This window comes from Aquimarina celericrescens (assembly GCF_042682765.1).
GTDB lineage: Bacteria > Bacteroidota > Bacteroidia > Flavobacteriales > Flavobacteriaceae > Aquimarina > Aquimarina celericrescens.
Window position 1 is genome coordinate 1 of record NZ_JBHUHY010000029.1, and the last position, 24489, is coordinate 24489.

A 24489-nucleotide genomic window follows, 5' to 3' on the forward strand; every position below is an offset into this window, starting at 1 on the left:
TTAAAACAGGCTTTCGCTATTGCTAAATCAGGATTGCCGTTTGATGAAAATTATGTGTCAAGATTAAACTAATAAGACTTGGTTTTTAACTCAGTTCTTTGTTGTGCCGTCGTGCTTTATTTACTTTTCCTAAATTTCTTTCTATATTCCTTATCCATTTTCTCTGTGGAATACTGAATAATCAATCTTCCACATTTGTCTTTCCATTTCATTAAAAAAATCTCAATATCTGCAGGATATTTTTTCCATAATCCACGTAATAAGGTACCTATACCTTTTTGAACGTATTCTGAATTATCAAGCATTAAAGGTTCAACAAGTTCTATTGATTCAAAAGGTTTTAAATCCTTTGTTAACTTATCAAGCTCAACAAGTGCAACAGGCACGGCTCTGCGTTTCCATTCTGACTCAGAATCAATCCAAGTTTTTAAATCATTAAAGTTGATAACTTTGTCAAATAATAGAATTGACAAAACAGACATGCATAAAACATCTGTAGTTGCCCAATTATTAATTCCACAATCAAACCAATTGCCAATCCGGTTAAATGTAACCTTTGAAAAATCCTGTCTGCTTAATTTTAAAAAATTTATAGCAACGTGCTTTTCATCAAATCTTCCATTTTTCATTAACTCATCACCTAAAGACAGATAACTTTCAATAGTCATTTCGTCTTTCCATTGCTCAGTCCATTGGTCTATCTGCTCTTTGAATATTTTGTCATCAATTCCATAACCATCGTACCCCTCTTTGAAATATCGCTGGTATTTCTTTATAATATCAGGGTTGGAATTGGTTTCACAAAAATCCCTAATTTCTTTAACTTTAGAATCTATCATGGCATATTTTCATTATTTCAGTTTCAAAAATTGCAGGATGTTTTCTTTAACTTTGTAAACGATGTGCCTTTAACGTACCTAATTGTGTACAACGGCCTTGTATATAAAAAGTAGCGCGGCTGGATCTCACCGGCAACTGGATCATCACAAGCCAATTTTGATTTTCTATGTTTAGGTTTTCGGTATAAATATAGCCAAATCAAAATTTGGCGTGGCAAATGGATTCCAAGTATTCAAATCAAGCAACGGCCTGTGCTATTTTTAATATACGTTGTTACCACACGTTTTTATCCACGAACATTTACATCGGTCAGTTTATTCTTTACATTTAAATCGGCAACAATTTCGTGTCCCCAGAATAAATCTCCGTCATCAAATATCATTTCCGAATTTCCTTTTCCAAAAAATGATATTGATGTCAGTTTAATCCGTTTTACGAAATCATTTTCCGATAATTCAGCTTCGTTTTCGTCAAGCCAATTTTCGTTTTTTAAAGGAAGCAACTTTTCAGTAACTCTGCTTTTGAGTTCGCTTTCATTCTCCGCGATCCAATTCAAATTCCGATTAATTTGGTCAATAAATTTATCTTCATTTAATTCAATTTCACTTGGGTCATAAGTTATATCAACTTTATTTCCGAAAAGTGATAATTTGGCTGTGTTAGTTATTAGCGTTGATTCACCAACATAATTATCTTTCTTTTTTGCTTGTGGAAACTTTTCGAAAAATTCTCCGCTAACTTTTACAGAAAGAACTTCAAAATCTTCGCTTTCACTTTTAAAGTCGGATTTTAACAAATTAATATTTCCTTTATTCTTAAATCTTGAAAATATTCCCATAGTTTTTTCAAATGTGTGGTAACAATTGTATAATAGCAATTGCTATTATTTCTATTATATAAAAGTACTTAAAAACATTTGTAAGTACTTATAAACGTTTACAAATGAATATTTAGATACTACAAAATCAACAATCTCTCTTACAATTCCCTACGGGTTTCCACAGTGGGGAGTGTTTAATTTTTTTTTACGGAGTAGTGTGAGTGTTTGAGTTTGTGAGTAAGTGAGTATTTGAGTATTTGAATTTGTGAGTGAAGGATTGTTCGTCTTTTACAGGGAGCAGATTGCTTCGTGCTTCGCAATGACTATTGTTTGTTATGGATTTACCAACTCCAACGTAGTTTTATACAACTCAGTATCATAAGCCTTGGCTTTTAACCAGGCATAAAAACTCATTTCAAAAATATCTTCTTGTCTTTTGGGTGAGCCTGTGAGCGATGTTTTAATTTTGTTTTTAAAGGCTTCGGTCGTCACTATTTCAGGGTTTCGGTAATACTCCAGGGTAAGTTTTAAGAACTCTAAAACTCGATGTTCACCAGTATTCTTCAAAAACGTACCGTGTTTCTTTCTAAAACTATTAACTCTTGATTCTACCAAATCAAGATGATCTAGCTCGATACGTAATAAGATTTCTACTAGGTTCTTTTTGATGACCCAAAGCAGGCCTGCTTTTTCGGCATACCAATGATCACTATGATAAAAATTAGTAAGCACACCCAATGCCTCTTTAAACCGGGATTGCATAAAATAAAAAACAATCTGGCCTAATTTTAGGTCCAACAGATAGATGATTTGTTCTTTATGGCGATGTTCATCAAAGGCTTCTAGAGCGGCAATGGCCTGGTCGGCATGGCCGGTGTAGTTTAGATTTAACGTATGTAGCAAGGTGTATTGAGGAAAAAACCTGCGATAGTATTTGCCTTTTTGCTTTTGCATCTGGTCCATCATCAAAGCAAGATAATGCTGCGAAGTTTTAAAGTTTTTATTCCTAAAATAGGCATTGGATACATAATACAGGATCTGGATATGGTAAAAAAGGTGCTTGTCGATCAGGTCTTCTTTGTTACCGATCAGGGCGTAGGCTTCTTCAACAAAAGGCAAAATACTAAAGTAATCGCGTGTAGCCTGTGCAGCTTTGTTGGTAATCTCCAGAATTTTAAATAAGGATCTAAAGGTAAGGTCCTGGGTGATCGAGATACCAAATGTAGACAGGGCCTCTCGTATCATAGCCACGTAGTCATTGCGCTGCCTGGTAAGTTCGTTTTGTACTGCGGCATAAAACAAGTTTAGGTTTTCTTCCTGCTGTATGGCCGCTTTGTTATTTTTGAAATCTGTAATCAATGAGTCTAAAACGATGGTGGGGTTGAGATGTGCATATTGTATTTTGGTATAGTAAATTTCATTTAAAATAGTAAACAGATCATAGCTTTTTGCCTTCTGTTCTGCTTTCTGAAGGGTTTTAAAAGCAATTTTATATTGTTTTTGCTCAAAGAAGATTCTACTGGCCAGAAGGAGTTTCATGATTTCCATTTCTTCAGAGGTTTCTCCTTCAAAACTCTTGGAAGCGACAAAATCGATCAGGCTATCGTGCAATCGCTTGCTAAGTGCATGAAAAGCTCCTTTGGCAGGTTTTCCGTAGAGCTTGATATCCAGATTTTTTACGGTTTCGGTAGTGTCCAAAAGTTTAAATAACTGGATATTTTTGGTGTCGTTTCTTTTGTTCTTTTGACGTAATACTCCTGTAAAACTTCGCTTTTCTTCTTCAGATAAGGTATGTATAATCGATGAAATAGTGCTCATTATATCGTAAGTTTTTTGTAATATACTTAAATTCTAATTCTTATTGGTTCTCGATACCCCCAATCGAGTTGAGGGCAGGCTAATTTTCCTCTTATATTCCGAAAAATCACTCGAAGTGACCTGCAATCATGATTCTGACACGCTACGTCACATCGAGTGATCCGACGAGAGGAGGATTGTATCGAGATGTATTATGAAAACGAAAAGTTATATATTTACTCAATGAAAATTTCATATGTCTACATATTAAAATGTTCTGATGCTTCTTATTATACAGGAGTCACCTCTAATCTAAACAAAAGGTTGTTCCAGCACGAATCTGGATTTTATAAAAATTGTTATACATACAGAAAGAGATCTCTTAAACTTGTGTTTTACGCTGAATTCACTAATATTTCAATAGCAATTGATACAGAAAAACAAATCAAAAAATGGTCACGAGCTAAAAAAGAAGCCTTGATAAATGGTGACTATGATAGACTTCAGAATCTTGCAAAAAAGAAATTCTAAGTCTCATTAGTTCTCGATACAATTTTCCTCCATTACATTCCGAAAAACCACTCGAACTGACGGGCAGTTATGATTCTTACACGCTACGTCACATCGAGTCATCCGACGACAAGAGGATTGTATCTGGATGCATTATGAAAATGGAAAATGAGTAATTTTGTTCAAAATAGTTCTCGATACCCCCAATCGAGTTGAGGGCAGGCTAATTTTCCTCCATTTCATTTCGGAAAACCACGTCACTACGAGGACGAAGGACGAAGTAGTCTGCTCACTATAAAAAGATGCTTCTATTCATAGCAAAAAGATTGCTTCGTACCTAGCAAAAACGATTTTCTCTATAATACCTTGAGTATGTATATAGTCAACCTTACATCGGGATAGGAGGATTGTACTTCGATAAGTTCTACAGGGCTGTCGAGGTGTTTTTAAAGAAAAATAACTGAAAATTGTCATTATTATATCGTAAGTTTTTTTATAAAATTGAATTGACCATCTCAAAAGATCACTGCACATTTGTACTCATAATCATCAAAATCAAATTATTATGGAGTACAAGTTTAGTAACGATGTATCTACAGATACAAAAGACAAAAAGCAAAAGAAAAAGCCAAAAGTATATGATCAAAAGCCTACACCGGCTTTTATATCTGCATCATGGTCTGCCTTGTTTATCGGTATGATCTCGTATTGTATCGGTTTATGGAATGCAGATATGATGTTGAATGAAAAGGGATACTATTTTACCATCCTGTTATTTGGATTGTTTTCTGCGGTATCTGTGCAGAAAAGTGTTCGGGATCGATTAGAGGGCATCCCGGTGACCGAAATTTATTATGGGATTAGTTGGTTTACGACACTAGCCTCTATTTTACTATTAATTATCGGATTATGGAATGCAGATCTTGAACTAAGTGAAAAAGGATTTTATGGGATGTCTTTTACCTTGAGTTTATTTGCAGCGATCGCGGTTCAAAAAAACACAAGGGACAAGAAGTTTATCGACGATCAGGGGGAGTAATCAAAAGAAGGAGCCAGATCAATTTAGCTTTTGTAGTGAAATGGGTCCGGGGGTAGGCTCCTTGTTTTGATGATAAGAAAAGACAGCTGTGTTGCTGCAGCTGTCTTTTTGATTACATTTATAACTAAACAATTTTGCATCATGGGTTCAAAATTTAACAAAGAGCTAAAAACACTGGTAGAAGACAAGGTCATATCACCAGAGCTAGCCAATAAAATAGAACAATACTATGCAACCAAAGAGGTAGCACATCCGAATAAGTTATTTATGGTTTTCGGAATTTTTGGGGCATTATTAGTCGGGTCAGGTATTATTTTAATGCTGGCACATAATTGGGATGATTTTTCAAAAATAACAAAGACGATTCTGGCATTTATACCATTACTTATAGGACAGTTTTTGGTTGGATTTTCAATTTTAAAAGAAAAAACCAATACCTGGAAAGAAGCTTCTGGTACATTTTTGTTCTTTGCAGTAGGAGCCTGTATGGCGTTGGTTAGTCAGATTTATAACATACCGGGTGACCTGGGGTCGTATCTATTAACCTGGATCTTACTTTGTTTGCCGTTAGTTTATTTGCTACGATCCAACGCGGTGGCATTACTAATTGTTATTCTAAGTACATATTATACTTTGGAAGTAGGGGTATGGAACTATAGAAGTACCCAGACACCATGGTTCTATGTAGTATTCTTTTTAGCAATATTGCCACATTACTTGATTCTTCTTAAAAACAAAATCGCAAGTAATACGGTAGCTATCTTTAACTGGATACTGCCATCAAGTATTGCTATCGCGTTAGGGGCTTTTATAGGCAATACTGGTAATCTTGGTTTCGTAATGTACATTACATTATTTGGACTGCTGTATAATATTGGAAGATTGTCGGTTTTTAAAGAATTACGAACACTCAAAAATGGTTCTTTGATCATTGGATCCGTGGGTACGGTAGTGTCCTTAATGATATTTACCTTCAGGTGGATCTGGGACGAATATCCAAAAATGTTTACTTATGACATTCAGGAGCTATATATATCGTTAACCTTATTCTTCATTACAGTAGGGGTATTTGGGTATTCCTTTTGGAAAAGAGGGCTAGAGGCGATTAATTTATTTCAGGTGGCTTTTGTCATATTTTGGATAACGTACTTCTTCCTTCCCGGGATCGAGATCGTACCCGTGGTATTGATGAATCTACTGGTATTCGCATTGGGGTTATCAGCAATAAAAATTGGTGCAGATAAATTCAATTTTGGGATTCTCAATTATGGGTTATTGATCATCTCTATCCTTATTATTTGTAGGTTTTTTGATACCGGGATGAGTTTTGTGGTTAGAGGAATTTTATTTGTATTGGTAGGAACAGGGTTCTTCCTAACTAATTATATTATGCTGAAAAGACAGCAAAAAATTAAAAAACAACTTAACGATATACAATTATGAAGACGATATATGTATTTATAGGATTTATGGTAATCGCCTTAATACAAATTTTTGTTCCCTCGCAAATGATCTGGCAACAAGAGGATGTATTAGCATCTGGTGAGGCGTACAAGTTTAAAACCAGGCCTATAGACCCTTCAGATCCGTTTAGAGGAAAATATATTACGCTCGATTATGACATGAATTCTTTTGCAATTGCAGACAGTAGTTTTGTGTATGGAGATAAGATTTTGATATATATTGAAAAAGATAGTACTGGTTTTGCTAAAGCTATTCAGGTAAGTAAAAAACCTTTAGCTAATGATAGAGATTATATTGTGGCCAAAGTAACAGATAATTACAAAGAGGTAGTGAATTTTGAGTTGCCTTTTGACAGGTTTTATATGGAAGAATCTAAAGCCAAAGATGCAGAAAGGGCATATATTCATAAAAACACAGATAGTCTAAAAGAAAATGTGTATGCCTTGGTACATGTAAAAGATGGAAGATCGGTTCTTAAAGATGTTATTATTGACGGTATTTCAATTCAAGATTATGTAGAGAAATAAGTTTTGATCAGTAGTGGTTATGAATTAGTCCATAGAATTTTATGTCTAATTCATAACCACTATTGATTATATACTACCAGGCTTCTTCGATCTTAATTCGCTCACCATTTTGATAGGATGCGATAAACGCATTTCTAAAGCCCATTTTAACAAGTTCTCGACGAAATTTTTTTGCCTCGCTTAATGTTTCAAAGTTTCCGATTGCATACTTATTGAACCCTTCACTTTTAATTTCTTTAAAGTTTACAAAGTTTTCAGAATACATAGATAGGTTTTTTTCTTCAAAAGCTCCTATTTGAACAGCATATACAACTTCATCATCCAAAGAACCAGCACTTTCTCCTGAATCGTTATCTAATTCTTGATTCATAGAAAGATTCTGGATGGTCTCTTCTAATTCACTTACTTTGTTTTCCAAAGTTCCTACCTGCGTCTTATAATCTTTTTGTGAAATCATGTTAGAAGGAGTACTGAAGTTCATAAAATACACAGTTCCTGCAACACCCAGAAGAGCGACAATTCCCAGTATAATAGTTGCAATTTTAAACTTCCTCGAATTTTCCTGTTCATCTTTGACCGCTTTTTCTCGCATGTAGTTCGAGGTACGCTTAGACTCTTCAGCTTTTTCTATTTGATTTTTAAAATCCTGTAATTCTTCGTCTGTAATAAATGGCATGGTCGTTAGGTTTTTATACGCTCAAATATAGGAATTCTTTGAAAACTGTAAGGACATAGCGAGATTAACAAAATTACCTTATAAAAAAGTGTATGATTTTTAGTCGAATTAATCACAATCAGAGAGTGCTTGACAAAACTCTAGTAAACTTTCTTGATTGTTTTTGAACTCGTTTTTGTTCGCACGTTCTGCCAAATCTGAACAATCTTTGGCGTATACAGCTAATTTTTTTCCTAGTCCAAAAACAAAATCAGAAGTTAATGTTGATGTGCCTATTTCATTATCCGGAGTTTTGATAACGAGCTCTTTACCATCAAATAAAAATAATCCGATCTTCTCTGATTCATGAATTGTTTTTACAAATTTAGGAGCGTTTTGGCTATTAGAAGCTTCTTCAAATTTGATCGTCTTATACATATCACCATTTCCAAGAGCGAGAGTTTTACAATCTTCAGCCTTAAAGGGTGTGGTTCTTACAGCTCCATTTTCATCCTGAACCTGAAGGTCTACATGATACCCAATGTTAGAAATGTCTGTTTTCGCAATCTGTGCTGCTATAGTATCATTGGCCGTAGTAATTAGATACGCTATGATATTATCAATTGGTTTTTCCACTTCTTTTACAGTATTTTCATCTGCAAATGGTGAAAGCTCAATATCGGTTAAATCTTCTGTCGCAATATCAAAATGCCTTGACGATGTTTGGTTGATTTCAAATTTTTCTTTGAGTTGATCGGCTTTACTTAACCAGCTTCTACCTTCACTTGGGTTGAAATCATTATCAATCATCTTTAATGCATATTCTCTGGTTTTATAAGGGTTGTCAAGAAAATAATAGATTTTGGCAAGATTAAAATAGCTTGCATGACGTAATTTTCTTTCTTTACGCTTTGTGGCCGTATATTTTTGGGTAATTTCATCAAAAGACTCAATAATTGGTTGTACTCTTAAGGCCAAAGCGTCTATCGGTTCTTTGTATTGCATTCTTTCAAAAATACTTCTCAGTTCATCATAGGCTTTTTGATGCGCTTCATATTCGGGATGTTTTTTTGAACTTAAGATTTGAACTGTCTCATTATGGTTTTCAAAAGGAATATATCCGTAAGTTTCGTTAAGATAGCTTCGTATTCTTCTGATAATACGTACCCATTGTTCTGATCGATATCTTTTCTTGATTGTATTACCGTTATCATAATAATATTTCTTGGCTTCTTCTGCACTACTGAAAGCATCACTCTGCAATGTGTTGTTTTCTGAAAATGTTTTTTCTATAGCTTCATCTGTAATGGCATTGACTATCTGAATAGTAGCAGTAGAATTAAAATCAACAAGTACCTTATATACGTAATAGGAAGAAGTTACATTACCATCACTATCTTTCCTCTCGACAAGGTTTCTTTCTATTTCGAATTCACTTGCAGATATGCCTTGATAATCCATAGTAATATCGAGAGACGCTCCCGAATTAACTTTGGAAAATCCATGAAGGAATATAAATTTCGAATTTGTAGAATAGGTTCTACGGCTGTCCTCCAAAATAGGTTGAGTGGGTAATTTGATATAAGATACTTTAAATGGCTTCTTGTCTATATTGGTGCTTTGGGCTATAGAAATAACACAGTAACATAACGCAACAATGCAGAATAGTTTTTCTCTCATAATTTTTGGAAAGTATGGTTATGAAAAGATTCTAAACAAGTTCTACAAGCAAACCTGATTCAGTTTTATCAACCTTGGCTAGTTTATTTTTTGTAAGACCTTTAATAGTCTTATCCCACTTTTTATTGCTCAAACCAGACTTTGTTTTTAACTCATTAAGGTCGATTGGAGACGAACTTTTTAAAATTTCAAAAACGGCTTTCTCTTCCTCGTTTAGTGCAACCGCTTTTTTCTCGGGACGCATCTGAGGGAAAAATAACACTTCTTGTATGGATTGATTATCAGTTAAATACATGATTAGTCTGTCCATACCAATCCCCATACCCGATGTAGGAGGCATTCCATATTCTAAAGCTCTCAAGAAATCCTGATCAATAAACATGGCCTCATCATCTCCTTTTTCTGCCAACTTTAATTGTTCTTCAAAACGCTCACGTTGATCGATAGGATCGTTTAACTCTGAATATGCATTAGCAATTTCCTTACCGCAAACCATCAATTCAAAACGCTCTGTTAATTCAGGATTATCACGATGCTCCTTACATAATGGGCTCATCTCTTTTGGATAATCCGTTATAAAAGTGGGTTGGATATAATTCCCTTCGCATTTCTCACCAAAAATCTCATCAATGAGCTTTCCTTTACCCATGGTGTCATCTACTTCGATACCCATACCTTTGGCAGCTTCTCGAATTTCTTCCTCAGACTTACCGGTAATATCAAAACCTGTGAAATGTTTAATAGAGTCTGCCATTGTTATTCTTGGATAAGGAGCTTTAAAATCAATAACATGTCCTTCAAAAGTAGCTTTGGTAGTTCCATTCACTGCAACAGCACAATATTCTAATAATTGCTCACAAAAATCCATCATCCAATTATAGTCTTTGTAAGCTACATAGATTTCCATAGCTGTGAATTCTGGATTGTGAGTACGATCCATTCCTTCATTTCTGAAGTTTTTTGAAAACTCATACACGCCATCAAATCCACCAACAATTAACCTCTTAAGATATAATTCATTGGCGATTCGCATATATAATGGAATATCCAGAGAGTTATGATGCGTAATAAAAGGCCTAGCGGCCGCTCCTCCAGGAATGGGTTGCAGGATTGGTGTTTCAACTTCAAAATATCCACGATCATTAAAGAATTCGCGCATGGCATTGAAAAGCTTGGTTCTTTTGACGAAAACTTCTTTTACGTGAGGGTTTACTACCAGATCAGCATATCTTTGGCGATAACGTAATTCTGGATCATTAAACTCATCATAAGTATTACCCTCTTTATCTGTTTTTGGTAAAGGTAAGGGCTTTAGAGATTTGCTTAATAATACGAAATCTTTAACCATCACTGTTTTTTCACCTACTTTTGTAGTAAACAGTTCACCTTCAACACCTATAAAATCCCCGATATCTAATAATTTTTTATAGATCTCATTGTATTTTGTTTTGTCTTCGCCAGTGCAAATTTCATCCCTGTTAAAATAGACTTGTATACGTCCATCGGCATCTTGTAATTCGGCAAAAGAAGCTTTACCTTGTATTCTTCTCGACATGAGTCTACCGGCTATAACGACTTTCTTGCCTTCTTCAAACTCATTTTTTATTTTTTCTGAGGTATGATCTACAGGGTATAATGCCGCCGGATAAGGATCAACTCCCAGGTTACGTAATGAGTTTAACTTTTCTCTTCTTACAAGTTCTTGTTCTGATAATTGCATAAATCTGCCTTTTTAAGCCTGCAAAGATACAAACTATGGTGTAATCTTTCAATTTAGTGAAACTCAATTTTGAAGATTAGGTTGTATACAATTATTTAAAATTATGAGTTGAACTAATTCCGTTGGATAACAAGATCTGCTAGCATGTGGTTTTTACTTGGATTTAAATTTTGATTCGTTTGAAAAAAATTTTGATGATATCATATTCTTGTAACAAAACTTACTTCATATAGTCTAATCAGGTAGTAATTAATATTGTAACTTTGTAATCAATCAAAATGAGTATCTGGAGAGTTTTATTGGCTATTTTTTTTCCACCATTATCCATTATAGATAAGGGTTGTGGATCTGTGCTAATAGTGTTGTTGTTAACTATTTGTGGATGGGTTCCGGGAGTGATAGCCGCATTAGTCATTCTTAATAATCCAAATTCCTAAAAAAAAGGATTTGGAGTGTAGCTATGAATAAAAGTATTGAAGTCCGTGAATTAGGAAATAAAGATTTTAAAGAAACCTGGGCGTATCAGGAACGGTTGTTCAAAGACATTTTGGATACCAAAATCAAAAATCGAAGAGAAGATGCAGGATTAGAAACATCTAATTATTTTTTATTTGTAGAGCATCCACATGTATATACTCTGGGAAAGAGTGGGGATTTGAGCAATCTTTTATTATCTGAAGAGCAGCTAAAAGAAAAGGAAGCTACATTCTACAAAATCAATCGGGGTGGGGATATCACGTATCATGGCCCCGGACAAATAGTAGGATACCCTATTTTGGATCTGGATAATTTTTTCACCGATATACATAAATACCTTCGTTTTCTTGAAGAAATGGTGATTCTCACATTAGCAGAATATGGAATTATTGCAACCAGAAGCGAAGGTGAAACTGGAGTATGGCTTGATGTAGATACTCCTTTTGCACGCAAGGTTTGTGCTATGGGGGTTCGTGCAAGTCGTTGGGTAACTATGCATGGTTTTGCTTTAAATGTAAATGCAGATCTCGGGTATTTTGATAATATAATTCCATGCGGAATAAAAGGAAAAGCAGTTACCTCTCTTAATGTAGAGTTGGGATTAGAAAAAGTGAATATCGATGAAGTAAAGGAAAAGCTACTTAAGCATTTCAAAACTTTGTTTGAAGCAGAACTTATATTGCAACAAACTGAAATTCAAAAAGAATAATAATAGATTAGATTTTTTGATTAGCTCTTGGCTGCATAAGATAAAAGAGGTTGTCTAAAAAGCATTAAATTCGTTAATCTGTCAGATTGAGCAGAGTCGAAATGCACTATAAATCAATGTACATTATTTCTCGACTCTGCTCGAAATGACAGTTAAAGTGTCTTTTTAGACCTTCTTAAAAAACTAATTTTGAAAGATCTACTCTTGTATAAATTGAATAACCTGAGTTTTACCACCGTCATTAATATTTAAAAAATAAACTCCTGTTGGTAATTGACTGGTATTTATTGTTTTTTGAATCAATTTCCCTCTCATCACTTTCGTTCCTAGCATGTTAATAATCTCATATTCTGCATCTTTATGAGATACGACCACATTTAGAATTCTATCTTTTCCTACAGGATTAGGGAATGCTTTAATCAAAAATTGTTCTGTCGTGGTTACACCTTCAGTAGTGACAGATCGCGCAGCTCCACCAATAGTAAATGTTGTCGATTCAGAGCTTCCAAAAGATCCTCCCGATACTATTGTGTTTCCTAGCGATGTAAGTGTATATGATCCATTTCCATATCGACAGCAAATACCATCTCCATAACTGTCATTAACAGTTAATATGTATGATCCAGGATCCAGGCATTCTGTAAGCGTTAGTGTAGATCCGTCAGGTTGTGAGCCATAAGTGCCTCCCGAGGCAATAACTTGATTACTACTATCGGTAATTTGCCAGCTGGTTTCTTCCGGATAATTGTCAAAAGTAAGGCTTAATACAACATCTGTACATGTCGATGGTGTTCCGCTCTCTATTAAATTTACATCGTCTATAGCCATATCACCTTGCCAGGTATTTCCAGTAATACCATTAAATCTCAATTGTAGAGCTCCACCAGTATAACTACCTAAATCAATACTCTCAGATTGCCAAGAATTTCCTTGATTTCCGGATTTTGACCAAACAGTATTCCAGGTTAATCCATTGTCGCTACTGGCTTCTAAAGCAAGGCTACCCATATTCGCAGAACCATACATATGATATTGAAAAGTAAAATTTGCAACAATAGAATTACTTAAATCAAAACAAGGAGAATTTAAAATTGCTCTTTTACTTGGGTAATTGGGTCGGGATGCTTCCATATAAACATAAAACGTTCCCTGAGCGGCACCCGACGGCCCTGTGTTTCTTGAAGATGTTCCATTAGAATTGATCGACCAGTTAAAATCATCTCCACTACCTTGCGTCCAATCTTCTAGGGTGTTTTCGAAACTTTCTGTGTAAGGGAATGATGAAATTCCTCCTGTGCAGGCAGCTCCACCAGAAGATTGAGTAGTGGCGCTTACTATATTGCTGGCAATTGATTCATTACCTGCGGCATCTTTTGCTGTTATACTGAATGTATATGAAGTGTTAGGCGATAACCCAGTAGCTTGATAAGAGGTGTTTGTAACAGTTCCAATAATTGTATTTCCCTGATAAACATCGTATCCAGTTACTCCTACATTATCAGTTGATGGGTTCCAGGAAAGATCTATTGTGGTTTGTGTGATATTTGAAGCTGCCAAGGCCGTAGGAGCAGAAGGAGCTTCATTATCACCCGTGTCAACCGGAAGTGTAGTAGCATTCACGATGTTACTAAATCCAGATTCATTACCCGCGGCATCTTTTGCCTTTACACTAAATGAATACGCTGTATTTTCAGATAAACCTGTGACTTGATAATTAGTGGTAGTAACAGTGCTAACTATTGTATTTCCTTGATAAACATCGTATCCGGTTACTCCAACATTATCTGTAGAAGCGTTCCAGGAAAGATCTATTGTAGTTTGAGTTATATTTGACGTTACTAGATTAGCTGGATTCGTTGGCGCTTGTGTGTCATTACCGCTTCCTGGTGTGATCTCGAAGTTTGTGTTAGAAATATCATAAAAAATATGTCCTGATCCTCTCACCATAATTCGATTTTGCGTTCCAACAGTATTGGGTACTGTTATGTTTTGGGAGCCGTCATTTGGTACTGCTGATACTATAGTAATAGGGTATGTATTTCCTCCATCTGTAGATAGCAATATATCGACATTGCTGGCGTTGATTCCGTTTCCTGTGGTTCCTGCCACATTCCATGTTACGGTTTGTGTTGATCCGGCAGCCCAGTTTAGATTACTATTTGGAGCGCTAACTACAAAAGGCCCTGCAGCACCTGCGACTGTAATCCTTGTGTTATCACTTGCCGTGCTTCCTCCACCAGAGGCATTGTCTCTTACTGTGAGTCTAAAATTCATCGTTCGGCTAACCGAAGGAACCACTTCCCAGGTAGAAGAAGTTTGTCCGTTAATTACAGTTGATAGTGCAGGCATATACCTATCAGGCGATGTAGTTGGATTCAAAGACCTAAAGGCAGGACCTCCTGTTGAGGTTGAAGAAGGTGGCATGGTTGCTGGTTGTGAGTCCATTTGTTCCCAACAATAGGTTAAGGTGTTTCCTGCATTGGTGTCTGAGGCATTTCCTTCTAAAATAAAAGGTGTTGATGCAGGGATGGTAAAGTCTTGTCCTGCATTTGCAGTTGGTGCAGCATTACCAGTATTACTTTGTGAGCCACACGTACTGTTTCCCTGAGAAATATTTTGCCACATTTCCTGGATACTAATGGCATGAAAATAGGCATCGCTATTACTTTGAACGTTAGGAGAGCAGATTCCTGCATATCCCATTATGGTCGAGGCACTTCCTGGTTCTACTGAAGCACTAGATCGGTTACAACTATTATTCTGAGTATGATTTCCACCATATTGATGTCCCATTTCATGCGCAACATAATCTACGTCATACGGATCGCCAATAGGACTGCCTTGACCTGTGATGCCTCTCGCTTTAGAATTTGTACAAGGGGACCTCAGTTGCGCCAGTCCACCACCACCTGTGCTGAAGGCATGTCCGATATCATAATTACTACTACCTATAAATTGATCACAAACTGTTTGACTTTCATTTATCAACGCACTTGCATTATTATTACTAAGGTTGTCGGTATTTGCATTTAAAAAGATGATATCAGTGTTATTACTAACTAACACCATAGTTAACGCTAGGTCCCTTTCAAAAATACCATTTACTCTGGTCATTGTCGTATTAACCGCAGCAAGTACAGCTTCTTTTTTTATCTGATCAGAAGCTCCAGAGCCAATCCCTTGATTGTTTAAATGAAATTGAGAATACTCCCCTGTACAAGCTATGGCGAGTCTGAAAGTTCTTAGTCTACTATCATTGGCATTTTTTGTCGTTGGGAGTTGTTGTTCAGAAAAATTTGACTTGAAATTGTCTTCAACAAAACATTCAAAAGTGTCTGGGTTAGCGGGTAAGTTGTCTTTTGAATATGAAATATAACTTACTTTATCTTTGGTATACGGATCTATGTACATGGTTTTATGATTTCCTGAAGTGATCATGGCATGTAAACCAATTTTAGAGAAACTAAATCGGGCTATAGCTGTCGGATCATCTATTCCATAACCTACAAAAGATCTGATGTCAGGAAATCTTTGTTGAAGGTCTTTATCAAGTATTGAAGCTTCAAGAATCCTAAACCTTTTTAACTCTCCTTTTACAGGAAGTTCCATTACTGTAGTCGAGCTTTTTTGTTGTGTTCTGGACGGTGCACTTTTTAAAACAGACGCAGCTTGTTTACTGTTTAACTCGAATAACTGATATTGAGTGGGAATTGTTTTTCTGAATTCCTTTGCCTTAGAACTTGTTTTGCTCGCAGAGATAAGAGTCCACATTTGTGCATGAATACCAGTGCTCACTAGTAAAATTGTGAGTACAAGTATTGTTTTTAAAATACTTGATTTCATAGTTGAGTTAGATTTGTGTGTTATATTTTACAAAACTCACGAAAAACTGTAAAAAAATCTAATAAAATGTTAAAAACTTATAAACCATATTTATATTTAAGAGTTTTAGATGTGGTTAAAATCAAAAAATCGGGAGCCGACTCCCGATTTTTAATATTTTTTAGAGGATAGTACTTTTATTAATTGATTTGATAGATCAGGATTCCATTTTCTTCACCCTGAACTACAAATTCCAAATTAGGATCCTTATCCATGTTACCAAGACTTAATACAGAATTTCCATACACCGGAAAATTTGGAAACAGTTCTGCGTTACTATCATACAAATAGACTTTCTTGGCCTGAATATCGGTAATGGTGATATAAATCTTATTGTTAATGTAGTAAAGTTTTGGAGCCGTATACACTCCAAAATCGAGTTCTAATGTTCTTCCTTTAATGGATAATTTATTTTCAGAAAAAGTAACTAAGGTTTTATTAGTGGCTACTAGACTATTGTCTTTACCTAAATTCAGATTTTGAGAAATAGCACCTCCATTTTGATCGATCTGAATTAATTTTCCGTCTTTGGTAATAGAAGTAAATTTGTCTTGGTATTGATACCATTCGTTTTTAGAAAAATCAATTTTGTTTTTTACATTGACTCTGGCTCTGCCTAATCGGTCCAGGATGCTTAATGTTCCATTTTCTTCAGCTAGTAAAATATAATCTTTCGTTCCTATTCTGATATGTTTGGGAGGTATAATCAGGCTGGTTTCGGTTCCTTTAAAACCAAATCCGGTAACAGCTTTTCCTTCGGCATCCAACATTTGTACCTGATTGCCTTGAGTAATGACAATACGATATCGCTTACTTTTATCATAATCGAACAGGGCTAAAGGTTGCGTAATAGTTTTTTCAAATTTCTTTGGGTATGGGGCAACATCTTTTCCATCACGATCAACCAGGTAAAGTGTACTGGCAGTATTGAAAAGTAATTGAAACCTTCCGTTCTTATAAATGTCAATTTGTTGTATATCGCCTAAGATTTCTCCGTCAATTTTTTTCTTCCAGAATATCGCCCCTTTATCAGATATTAAATATAAGTTATTTTCAATATCCTGTATAGCTATATCCATTCCTTTGGTTCTGTGATTTTTAACCAGTATAGGCTTTGTAAGTGCCTTTTTTTCAAGAGTTGTAGAAGCTACTTGAGTTACCGATGTTGCAGCTCCTTTAGCTACACTTTTTTGTAATACACCATGTATATGAGCAAAATCATTTTCTTTTATTACCTGTAATATTCCAATTTGATATCCTTTGTCTTGCAGGTTATTCCATTGTTCTGTATAATTTTCATCAACATGTTCTGATATATATTGCTTTATATTTTTAATAGAACCAGCGACAAGGATCGAGGAGTTGTCTGACAGGTCTTTCACCGTACTCTTATAATATTCCTGTTGATAGATTAACGTTTGATTTTGTATGTTCGCAATGATGTCTCTAAGTGCGCTTGTAGAAGAGGCTAAAACAACAAACGCATCATGTATAAAATAATATTTTGCCTCAAAGTTTTTTACCAGCGGATTTAGAATTTGCGAAAAAGAATCAGTATTCTGGTAAGTATAGATAGGGATGCTTCTATAGGTGTCTACCTTATTTCCTCCCAGACCTTTTGAAGCTGTTTCAGAGTCTAGCGAAGTTAGCACCAGCACATCTTCTTTTTCCATAAAAATGAAACCTATTTCTGATACTCCCGACAAAACTTCATCCAAATCATTTGGAATATCTTCTAACTCTCTGTCCTGAGCGATAGATAGATTTTTCTTCAAAACCTCGAAGTCGTCATAAGTAAAAGAAATAAACCCTTTGGCCGTGACTGGAGAAACTTTTGCGATCCGATTTTCCTGGGGGACAGTGTTATCAAAAATACCGATAGTGCTGTATAATGAATCTTTTTCAATCGCAATGCCATCAAGATGTATTGCATTTTGATCAATTGTGGCATCCAAAGCGGCCCAACCACTAAAGTCATCAAGACTGTTTAAGGTGGTATTGGGTAGTAAGGAATTATGAATATGCTGTAACTTCTTTCCATTAACTAAGATTGATAAAGCATTATCTGCTCCCGAAACTTCAAATACTTTTTGTAGATCTTTATCAATTGGTAAAGGATTTGCTTGTATTCGTATTGCATTTTCGATAAGTAACTGGGATGATGAAGCAACTAGTATGCTATCTTGTCTGGTAGCATAAAATGTTTTTCCTTTTGAGGTGATCTTATAAATGGTTTTTTCTGAATAATTGATCGTTTCGATATTTTTAGTTATCGCGCCATCTACAGTAAGTATAGCCGGGTCAAGTTTCGAAATGTAGGTGTAGTCAAAATCATTTTTTCCTCTAGGCGAGAAACATAAAAGGCCCTTCTGTTTAGAAGTTTCATTTAAAACGGATACATCTTTGAAATAATCGAAAAAAGCAATTTGCTTATTATTTTTAATGAAATTATTGTCTCGAAGTTTGCTTGAAGCTTCTTCTAAGTTGTTAATTTTTATGACAACCTGAGAATCTATTGGGATGTGGTCAATTAAGGTATTAGATTCTTTAGTTTCGTGGTTACAAGAAATAGTAAAACAAGCAAAGAGAAATACAACTATTTTTTTCATTATTTGGGTGCGTTTTGTGTTCTTTGACTCAGTTTCCAAATTTAAAAATTTCAGTTTTCTGGTTTGCAAAATATAAAGTCTGTTTTAAAACCCGAAATATAATTATAATATATGGGCTTTTTTTCTTGAAATTAAAAGTTTGTAAGTTTCCTTGTTTGAAACGAACTTCGCTTTACTTTTATTTTTTGGAAGAGCAAAATTAAAAGAAATAGAACTGGTTTTATTTGTTTACAAATCTAAAGTGAGTTGTTCGGGCAATAGCTTAAAGCTTTTTCGATGATATTTCGTAATACCGTATTTACGAATAGCTTCACGATGTTCTGCTGTAGGGTATCCTTTGTTTTTTTTCCAATTATACATTGGGTATTCTTCATGTATTTTTTCCATAAATTCATCTCGATATGTTTTTGCCAAGACTGAAGCCGCTGCGATATTCAAAAATTTCCCATCTCCTTTAATGACACAGGTGTGCGGAATATCTTGATAGGCTTTAAATTTGTTTCCATCAACAATAATGTGCTCTGGTTGAGGTTTTAATTGTTCGATAGATCGTTGCATGGCAAGAATTGATGCGTTTAGGATATTTATTTCATCAATCTTTTCCATAAAAATATGTGTAACACCATAGGCTACAGAACAGTCTTCTAATAGTGGCTTAAGAAATTTTCTTTTGACTTCGCTAAGCTGTTTAGAGTCATTTAGAACAGTATTGCTAAAATCATCAGGAAGGATTATGGCAGCTGCTGTAACAGGCCCTGCCAAACAACCGCGACCTGCTTCGTCAGTACCACATTCTAGAATATCAGGATGTAATTGTAATGTGAGCATACCGCTAAGATACTATAAGGATAGAATTTCATAAAACTATTTTTATAATAGATAGAAAACTTAAATCAAACAAACAATGTGTATCATTTATTTTCGTTAAAAAAAAGTATATTTTTGCCTCAGTTTAGGATGCTAATGAAAAAAAACTTTATAATTATAGTTGCACTTCTTTCTGGTTCTGTGATGTGGGCTCAGGAAAGAAATCCAGAAGAGTCAGAAGGAGAGTCTAGTGGTCCGCCAGAGAGAAAATTTGCTCCAATAGAAAAAAAAGAAAAACCTCCGATCACCGATTATAAGATCATTACCGTAAACAATGATACTACTTATGTAGACACTACATTGACTTTACAAAAAGATTATAGATTCAATTATTTAAGAAGAGATGATTTTGAATTACAACCCATTCATAATGTAGGACAAAGCTATAACAGCCTCTCAAAAAGAGAAGAAAGAGATCATTTACTACCACTTTTTGGAGCAAGAGCCAGGCATTTTAATTTTATGGAGGTTAATGACATCAATTATTACCATGTTCCCACACCACTTACAGAATTGTATTTTAAAACGACCTTTGAACAGGGACAACAGCTCGACGCGTTTTTTACAGTAAATACGTCACCGCAACTTAACCTTTCGATAGCATATAAAGGAGTTCGCTCTTTAGGCAAATACCAACATGCGTTAACCAGTACAGGTAATTTTAGGTCTACATTGAATTATATAACCAAGAATCGCAGATATAGAGTAAAATCACATTTTGTTTCCCAAGATCTTTTTAATGAAGAAAATGGAGGTTTGTCTGAAGAGGGATTAGCACAATATTTGGCATTGGGAGCATTTTCTACCGAAGAAGCTCAGGAAGATTTTGAAGACCGAGGCGCCATATCAGTAAACTTTGAAAATGCAGAAAGTATTCTTTTAGGTAAAAGATTCTACCTGGATCATCAATTTGCACTCATCAAAAAAACCGATAGTACGAGCGCCGAATTATCTGTAGGGCATGTTATGGATCTTACCGATAAATCATTTCAGTTTGATCAGGCAACACCTAATGATCTTTTTGGAGAATCTTATGAGTCTGGAATTGTTGTTGATAAAGTAGCTTTAGAGGATTTTAGTAATCAGGTATTTATTGATTTTAAAAACAAATGGTTGGGGCGCCTAAGAGTAATAGGTGGTAGTTCTAATTATAATTATGGTTATAATTCAATTTTAAGTCAGGTAGATAACGAGGGTAACGAGATAAATATTACCAATCGCCTTAAGGGCGATGTGTATTCTGTAGGGGGTCAATATGAAAATAATTATAAAGGTTTTCAATTGTTTGCAGACGGGATGTCAATCATATCCGGAGATTTTGAAGGAAACTATATTAATGCAGGTGCTGGATACAGTCTAAATGATAACTACGAAGTTCAGGCAAAAATAAGCTCAAGTTCTGTGGCACCAAACTATAATTTCTTATTATATCAAAGTGATTATGTAAACTATAATTGGCAAAACGATTTTGAAAATGTTGAAACTCAAAAAATACAGTTCAATATAAAAGCAAAGAAGATTGCAAATATTGAGGCGAGTTATACAACTATAAATAATTATACTTATTTTATAAAAAATACAGACTCGATTACTGTTCCCTTGCAATCTGCAGAAAGTATTGATCTTTTAAAGATAAAACTTACACAAGGAATAAAATGGTGGAAAATAGGTTTAGAAAATACAATAATGTATCAAAGTGTAAGCGGAGGTGATCAAATATATAATGTACCAGAAATTATTACCAGAAATAGCTTGTATTTTGAAGACCGCTGGTTTAAAAATAATGCTCTTTTTCTACAAACCGGGGTAACTCTTAAATATTTTAGTGCATACACTGCTGATGGTTATGATCCTGTTTTGTCAGAGTTTTATACGCAAAATGACCAGGAATTAGGAGGATTTCCTCAAATAGATCTGTTTTTTAATGCCAAAGTAAGACAAACCCGTATTTATTTCAAAGTTGAAAATTTTGGAGAAGCTTTTAATAGTAATACAGAATTTTCGGCTCCGGGATATCCTACACGTGATGCAGTGATCCGATTCGGACTGGTTTGGAATTTCTTTTTATAGCTTTTAGGGCACCCGGGCAGGCTATCCGTTACAATTCCTCTTCGCTTCCAGCGAATGCGGGATTTTCACTTCTATCCTTGGTGCATTTTTAAGATTTCGACGTATCTTTAGTCAGTCATCGCGTCATTAAATATAGTTTAGAGTATGAGTACCATCAAAAAAAGAAATGTGTCTATTGTAGGTTCTACGGCATTTACAGGGATTAAACTAGAACAACCCGCAGAATATGCAGCAGGCGTTCCGGCTGTTAAAGTCGCTTTGCAACATGCATTTAAAGAAATGGGAGTTGTCAAGTCAATGAAAGGGCTCGCTCAGATGAATCAAAAAGGAGGTTTTGACTGTCCTAGCTGTGCATGGCCAGATCCCAAGAAGCGATCAAAAATTGCAGAGTACTGCGAGAATGGAGCCAAGGCACTTGCAGATGAAGCAACCAACAAAACAATAGATCATGAGTTTTTTAAGAAATATTCGGTAGAAGAAATTTCACAATGGTCAGATTATACGATTGGACAAAAAGGGCGTTTAATAGAGCCTTTAATTTTGAGACCTGATAGCGTTCATTATGAATCTGTTTCTTGGGAAGACGCTTTTTCAATAATTGCAAAACAGTTACATGAATTAAAATCACCTGATGAAGCCATTTTCTATACCTCTGGCAGATCTAGTAATGAAGCAGCATTCTTATATGGATTATTCTCTAGAGCCTTTGGAACTAATAATATGCCGGATTGCTCAAATATGTGTCATGAGTCGAGTGGAGTGGCACTTAGTGAGACTTTAGGTATAGGTAAAGGGTCAGTAAAACTGGAAGATTTTTATGAAGCCGAGGTGGTAATGATTTTAGGTCAAAATCCTGGTACAAATCACCCTAGAATGTTATCGGCACTAGAAAAATGTAAAAATAATGACGGAGTTATAATTAGCGTTAACCCCTTAGAGGAAGCGGGTCTTGTTCGGTTTAAGAACCCTCAATCAGTCAACGGGGTGCTTCTCTCGGGTACTTCTATATCGGATTTTCATCTTCAGGTAAAAATAAATCAAGATGTTTCATTACTGAAGTTAATTCTTAAAAAGTTAGCAAAGTTAAATAAGAAAGATGCAACTGTATTCGATCATGATTTTATTAATAAATACACAAGTGGATATGAAGCTTTGCTGCAAGATTTAGATAAATATTCAAATGACGAGTTACTTTCTTTGTGTGGAGTAAAAGAACAATACATTGATGAGGTGGTAGCAGTGTTGGCCAAAAAAAATAAAATTATTATATGCTGGGCAATGGGATTAACACAGCATAAGAATGGTGTTGAAAACATAAAAGAATGTGTAAATCTTTTGTTGCTAAAAGGCAGTCTTGGAAAACCAGGAGCGGGAACCTGCCCGGTAAGAGGGCATAGTAATGTGCAAGGAGATAGAACTGTGGGTATCATGCATTTTGTTTCTAAAGAATTAAATGAGGCCATAAAAAATACATTTGGGTTTACACCTCCAGACAAAGCCGGACTTGATACGGTCCATGCAATAGAAGCTATGCATGAAGGTAAAGCAAAAGTTTTTATGAGCCTTGGAGGTAATTTTTTATCAGCAGCATCAGATACAGAATATACAGCAGAAGCTATTAAACAATGTGACCTTACGGTTCATATCAGTACCAAATTAAACAGGTCTCATTTAATTACGGGTAAGACTGCCATCATTTTACCTACATTGGGTAGGTCAGAATTGGATCAAAAAGGAAATAAACCTAGATATTTTACGGTAGAAAATAGTATGGGTAAAGTTCACCGTTCAAAAGGGATGTTGCCTCCGGTTTCCAATAATCTTAAAAGCGAACCTGAAATTATAGGCGGTATTGCTAAAGCATATTTTGGGAATGAACACCCTGTAGATTGGGAGGTTTTGAGTACAAATTATGAATTTATGCGTGAGAAAATGGGGAAAGTGATTAATGGGTTTCAAGACGTGAACCAGAAATCACAGAAAAATGGATTCTATTTGCCAAATAACGTTAGGGATTTAGATTTTAGTAAACTTCCAGATGGCAAAGCTCAATTTAGTATTTGCGGTTTACCAAATCATGCAATAGATGAAGATGAATTTATTTTGATGACAATTCGTTCGCATGATCAGTTTAATACCACGATTTATGGCTTAGACGATCGATATAGAGGTATATATAATGAAAGAAGAATTGTGTTGATGAATGAGAATGATATGAAAAAGTTCAACTTACATAAATTGGATGTTATTAATTTAATAAGTTCTTATGATAATAAAGAAAGAAAGGCATTCAATTTTTTAGTCATTCCATATCATATTCCTGAAGGAAATTTAGCCTCGTATTTTCCAGAAACCAATATTTTGGTCCCATACAATCATTTTGCAGACAAAAGTAATACCCCAATAAGTAAGTCTGTCATTGTCCGTCTAGAAAAAGTTGCTTCGATTTCATAAACTTGAATCAACTTTTTTCATCCTGTAATTCATGTATTCTTAGGGCCTTACAAAAAGGTTCAAAAAAAGTTACCAAAAGATGTTGTAGATTTAAAAAAGGGGTGTATGTTTGCACCCGCAAAACGGGATTTAGTTTTGCTTTGTTCATTTAGGTTTTTGTGTTTGTTTAGGGCGGAATTTTTTTTCAAATTATTTTAAAAAAGTTTTGGTGGTTAGAAAAGGGGTTGTATATTTGCACCCGCTTTGAGATTCAAGCGAAGTTCACAGGTATAAATTATATTGGATTAGGGTTAATTTTTTTAGCTTTTCGGGGTTCGATTCCCTGGGTAATTACGGTAGTAGATTGGCTATTGATAGTGGTTTAATTTA

General features: G+C 35.1%; 17 protein-coding genes. 8 read left to right on the forward strand and 9 right to left on the reverse strand.

Going from position 1 to position 24489, the window contains the following annotated elements; translation table 11 throughout:
* Positions 1-116 precede the first annotated feature (116 nt).
* From ACFSJT_RS18040 to ACFSJT_RS18050, 3 genes are all read right to left on the reverse strand, one after another.
* Positions 117-839, reverse strand: a complete 723-nt coding sequence (locus ACFSJT_RS18040; protein ID WP_378321735.1) for a DNA alkylation repair protein — start codon at positions 837-839, stop codon at positions 117-119.
* 287 nt (positions 840-1126) lie between these two features.
* Positions 1127-1678, reverse strand: coding sequence for a DUF2262 domain-containing protein (locus tag ACFSJT_RS18045; RefSeq protein WP_378321736.1), 552 nt, complete (start codon positions 1676-1678; stop codon positions 1127-1129).
* A gap of 315 nt (positions 1679-1993) precedes the next feature.
* Positions 1994-3478: a hypothetical protein gene (locus ACFSJT_RS18050; RefSeq protein WP_378321737.1), complete on the reverse strand. Its 1485-nt coding sequence runs from the start codon at positions 3476-3478 to the stop codon at positions 1994-1996.
* Between the two features lie 222 nt (positions 3479-3700).
* On the opposite strand from ACFSJT_RS18050, the gene ACFSJT_RS18055 reads away from it, so the two are divergent.
* From ACFSJT_RS18055 to ACFSJT_RS18070, 4 genes are all read left to right on the forward strand, one after another.
* A complete protein-coding gene (locus ACFSJT_RS18055) occupies positions 3701-3988 on the forward strand; it encodes a GIY-YIG nuclease family protein (RefSeq protein WP_378321738.1) in 288 nt (95 codons plus the stop codon).
* A 544-nt stretch (positions 3989-4532) separates the two neighbouring features.
* Positions 4533-5006: an inner membrane protein YiaA gene (yiaA, locus tag ACFSJT_RS18060; protein ID WP_378321739.1), complete on the forward strand. Its 474-nt coding sequence runs from the start codon at positions 4533-4535 to the stop codon at positions 5004-5006.
* Positions 5007-5147: 141 nt separating this feature from the next.
* The gene (locus tag ACFSJT_RS18065) at positions 5148-6449 is read left to right on the forward strand and encodes a DUF2157 domain-containing protein (protein ID WP_378321740.1); all 1302 of its coding nucleotides are present in this window, start codon (positions 5148-5150) and stop codon (positions 6447-6449) included.
* Entirely contained in the window at positions 6446-6997 is a 552-nt protein-coding gene (locus tag ACFSJT_RS18070) for a GDYXXLXY domain-containing protein (protein WP_378321741.1), read from the forward strand. Before ACFSJT_RS18065 ends, ACFSJT_RS18070 begins: the two co-directional genes overlap by 4 nt.
* Positions 6998-7070: 73 nt before the next feature.
* On the opposite strand, the gene ACFSJT_RS18075 is transcribed toward ACFSJT_RS18070, so the two are convergent.
* From ACFSJT_RS18075 to lysS, 3 genes are all read right to left on the reverse strand, one after another.
* Complete coding sequence (locus ACFSJT_RS18075) at positions 7071-7673, reverse strand: SPOR domain-containing protein (protein ID WP_378321742.1); 603 nt, start codon at positions 7671-7673, stop codon at positions 7071-7073.
* A gap of 108 nt (positions 7674-7781) precedes the next feature.
* On the reverse strand, positions 7782-9332 hold the full coding sequence (locus ACFSJT_RS18080; RefSeq protein WP_378321743.1) for a hypothetical protein: 1551 nt from the start codon (positions 9330-9332) through the stop codon (positions 7782-7784).
* 31 nt (positions 9333-9363) lie between these two features.
* Complete coding sequence (gene lysS / locus ACFSJT_RS18085) at positions 9364-11052, reverse strand: lysine--tRNA ligase (protein WP_378321744.1); 1689 nt, start codon at positions 11050-11052, stop codon at positions 9364-9366.
* Positions 11053-11330: 278 nt separating this feature from the next.
* Between lysS and ACFSJT_RS18090 the strand changes: the two genes are divergently transcribed.
* A complete protein-coding gene (locus ACFSJT_RS18090) occupies positions 11331-11489 on the forward strand; it encodes a YqaE/Pmp3 family membrane protein (RefSeq protein WP_378321745.1) in 159 nt (52 codons plus the stop codon).
* Between the two features lie 23 nt (positions 11490-11512).
* A complete protein-coding gene (lipB, locus tag ACFSJT_RS18095; RefSeq protein WP_378321746.1) occupies positions 11513-12238 on the forward strand; it encodes a lipoyl(octanoyl) transferase LipB in 726 nt (241 codons plus the stop codon).
* Positions 12239-12436: 198 nt separating this feature from the next.
* Here lipB and ACFSJT_RS18100 read toward each other — a convergent pair whose 3' ends face one another.
* The 3 genes from ACFSJT_RS18100 to ACFSJT_RS18110 all read right to left on the reverse strand — a co-directional run bounded on the left by ACFSJT_RS18100 (position 12437) and on the right by ACFSJT_RS18110 (position 19557).
* Complete coding sequence (locus ACFSJT_RS18100) at positions 12437-16081, reverse strand: reprolysin-like metallopeptidase (RefSeq protein ID WP_378321747.1); 3645 nt, start codon at positions 16079-16081, stop codon at positions 12437-12439.
* Positions 16082-16260: 179 nt separating this feature from the next.
* On the reverse strand, positions 16261-18729 hold the full coding sequence (locus ACFSJT_RS18105) for a hypothetical protein (protein WP_378321748.1): 2469 nt from the start codon (positions 18727-18729) through the stop codon (positions 16261-16263).
* A 228-nt stretch (positions 18730-18957) separates the two neighbouring features.
* Positions 18958-19557 (reverse strand): ribonuclease HII, encoded by a 600-nt coding sequence (locus ACFSJT_RS18110; RefSeq protein WP_378321749.1) that lies wholly within the window; start codon positions 19555-19557, stop codon positions 18958-18960.
* 135 nt (positions 19558-19692) lie between these two features.
* On the opposite strand from ACFSJT_RS18110, the gene ACFSJT_RS18115 reads away from it, so the two are divergent.
* Together ACFSJT_RS18115 and ACFSJT_RS18120 are read left to right on the forward strand one after the other, a co-directional pair.
* Positions 19693-21666: a putative porin gene (locus ACFSJT_RS18115; RefSeq protein ID WP_378321750.1), complete on the forward strand. Its 1974-nt coding sequence runs from the start codon at positions 19693-19695 to the stop codon at positions 21664-21666.
* A gap of 144 nt (positions 21667-21810) precedes the next feature.
* The gene (locus tag ACFSJT_RS18120) at positions 21811-24120 is read left to right on the forward strand and encodes an FdhF/YdeP family oxidoreductase (protein WP_378321751.1); all 2310 of its coding nucleotides are present in this window, start codon (positions 21811-21813) and stop codon (positions 24118-24120) included.
* Positions 24121-24489: the final 369 nt, after the last annotated feature.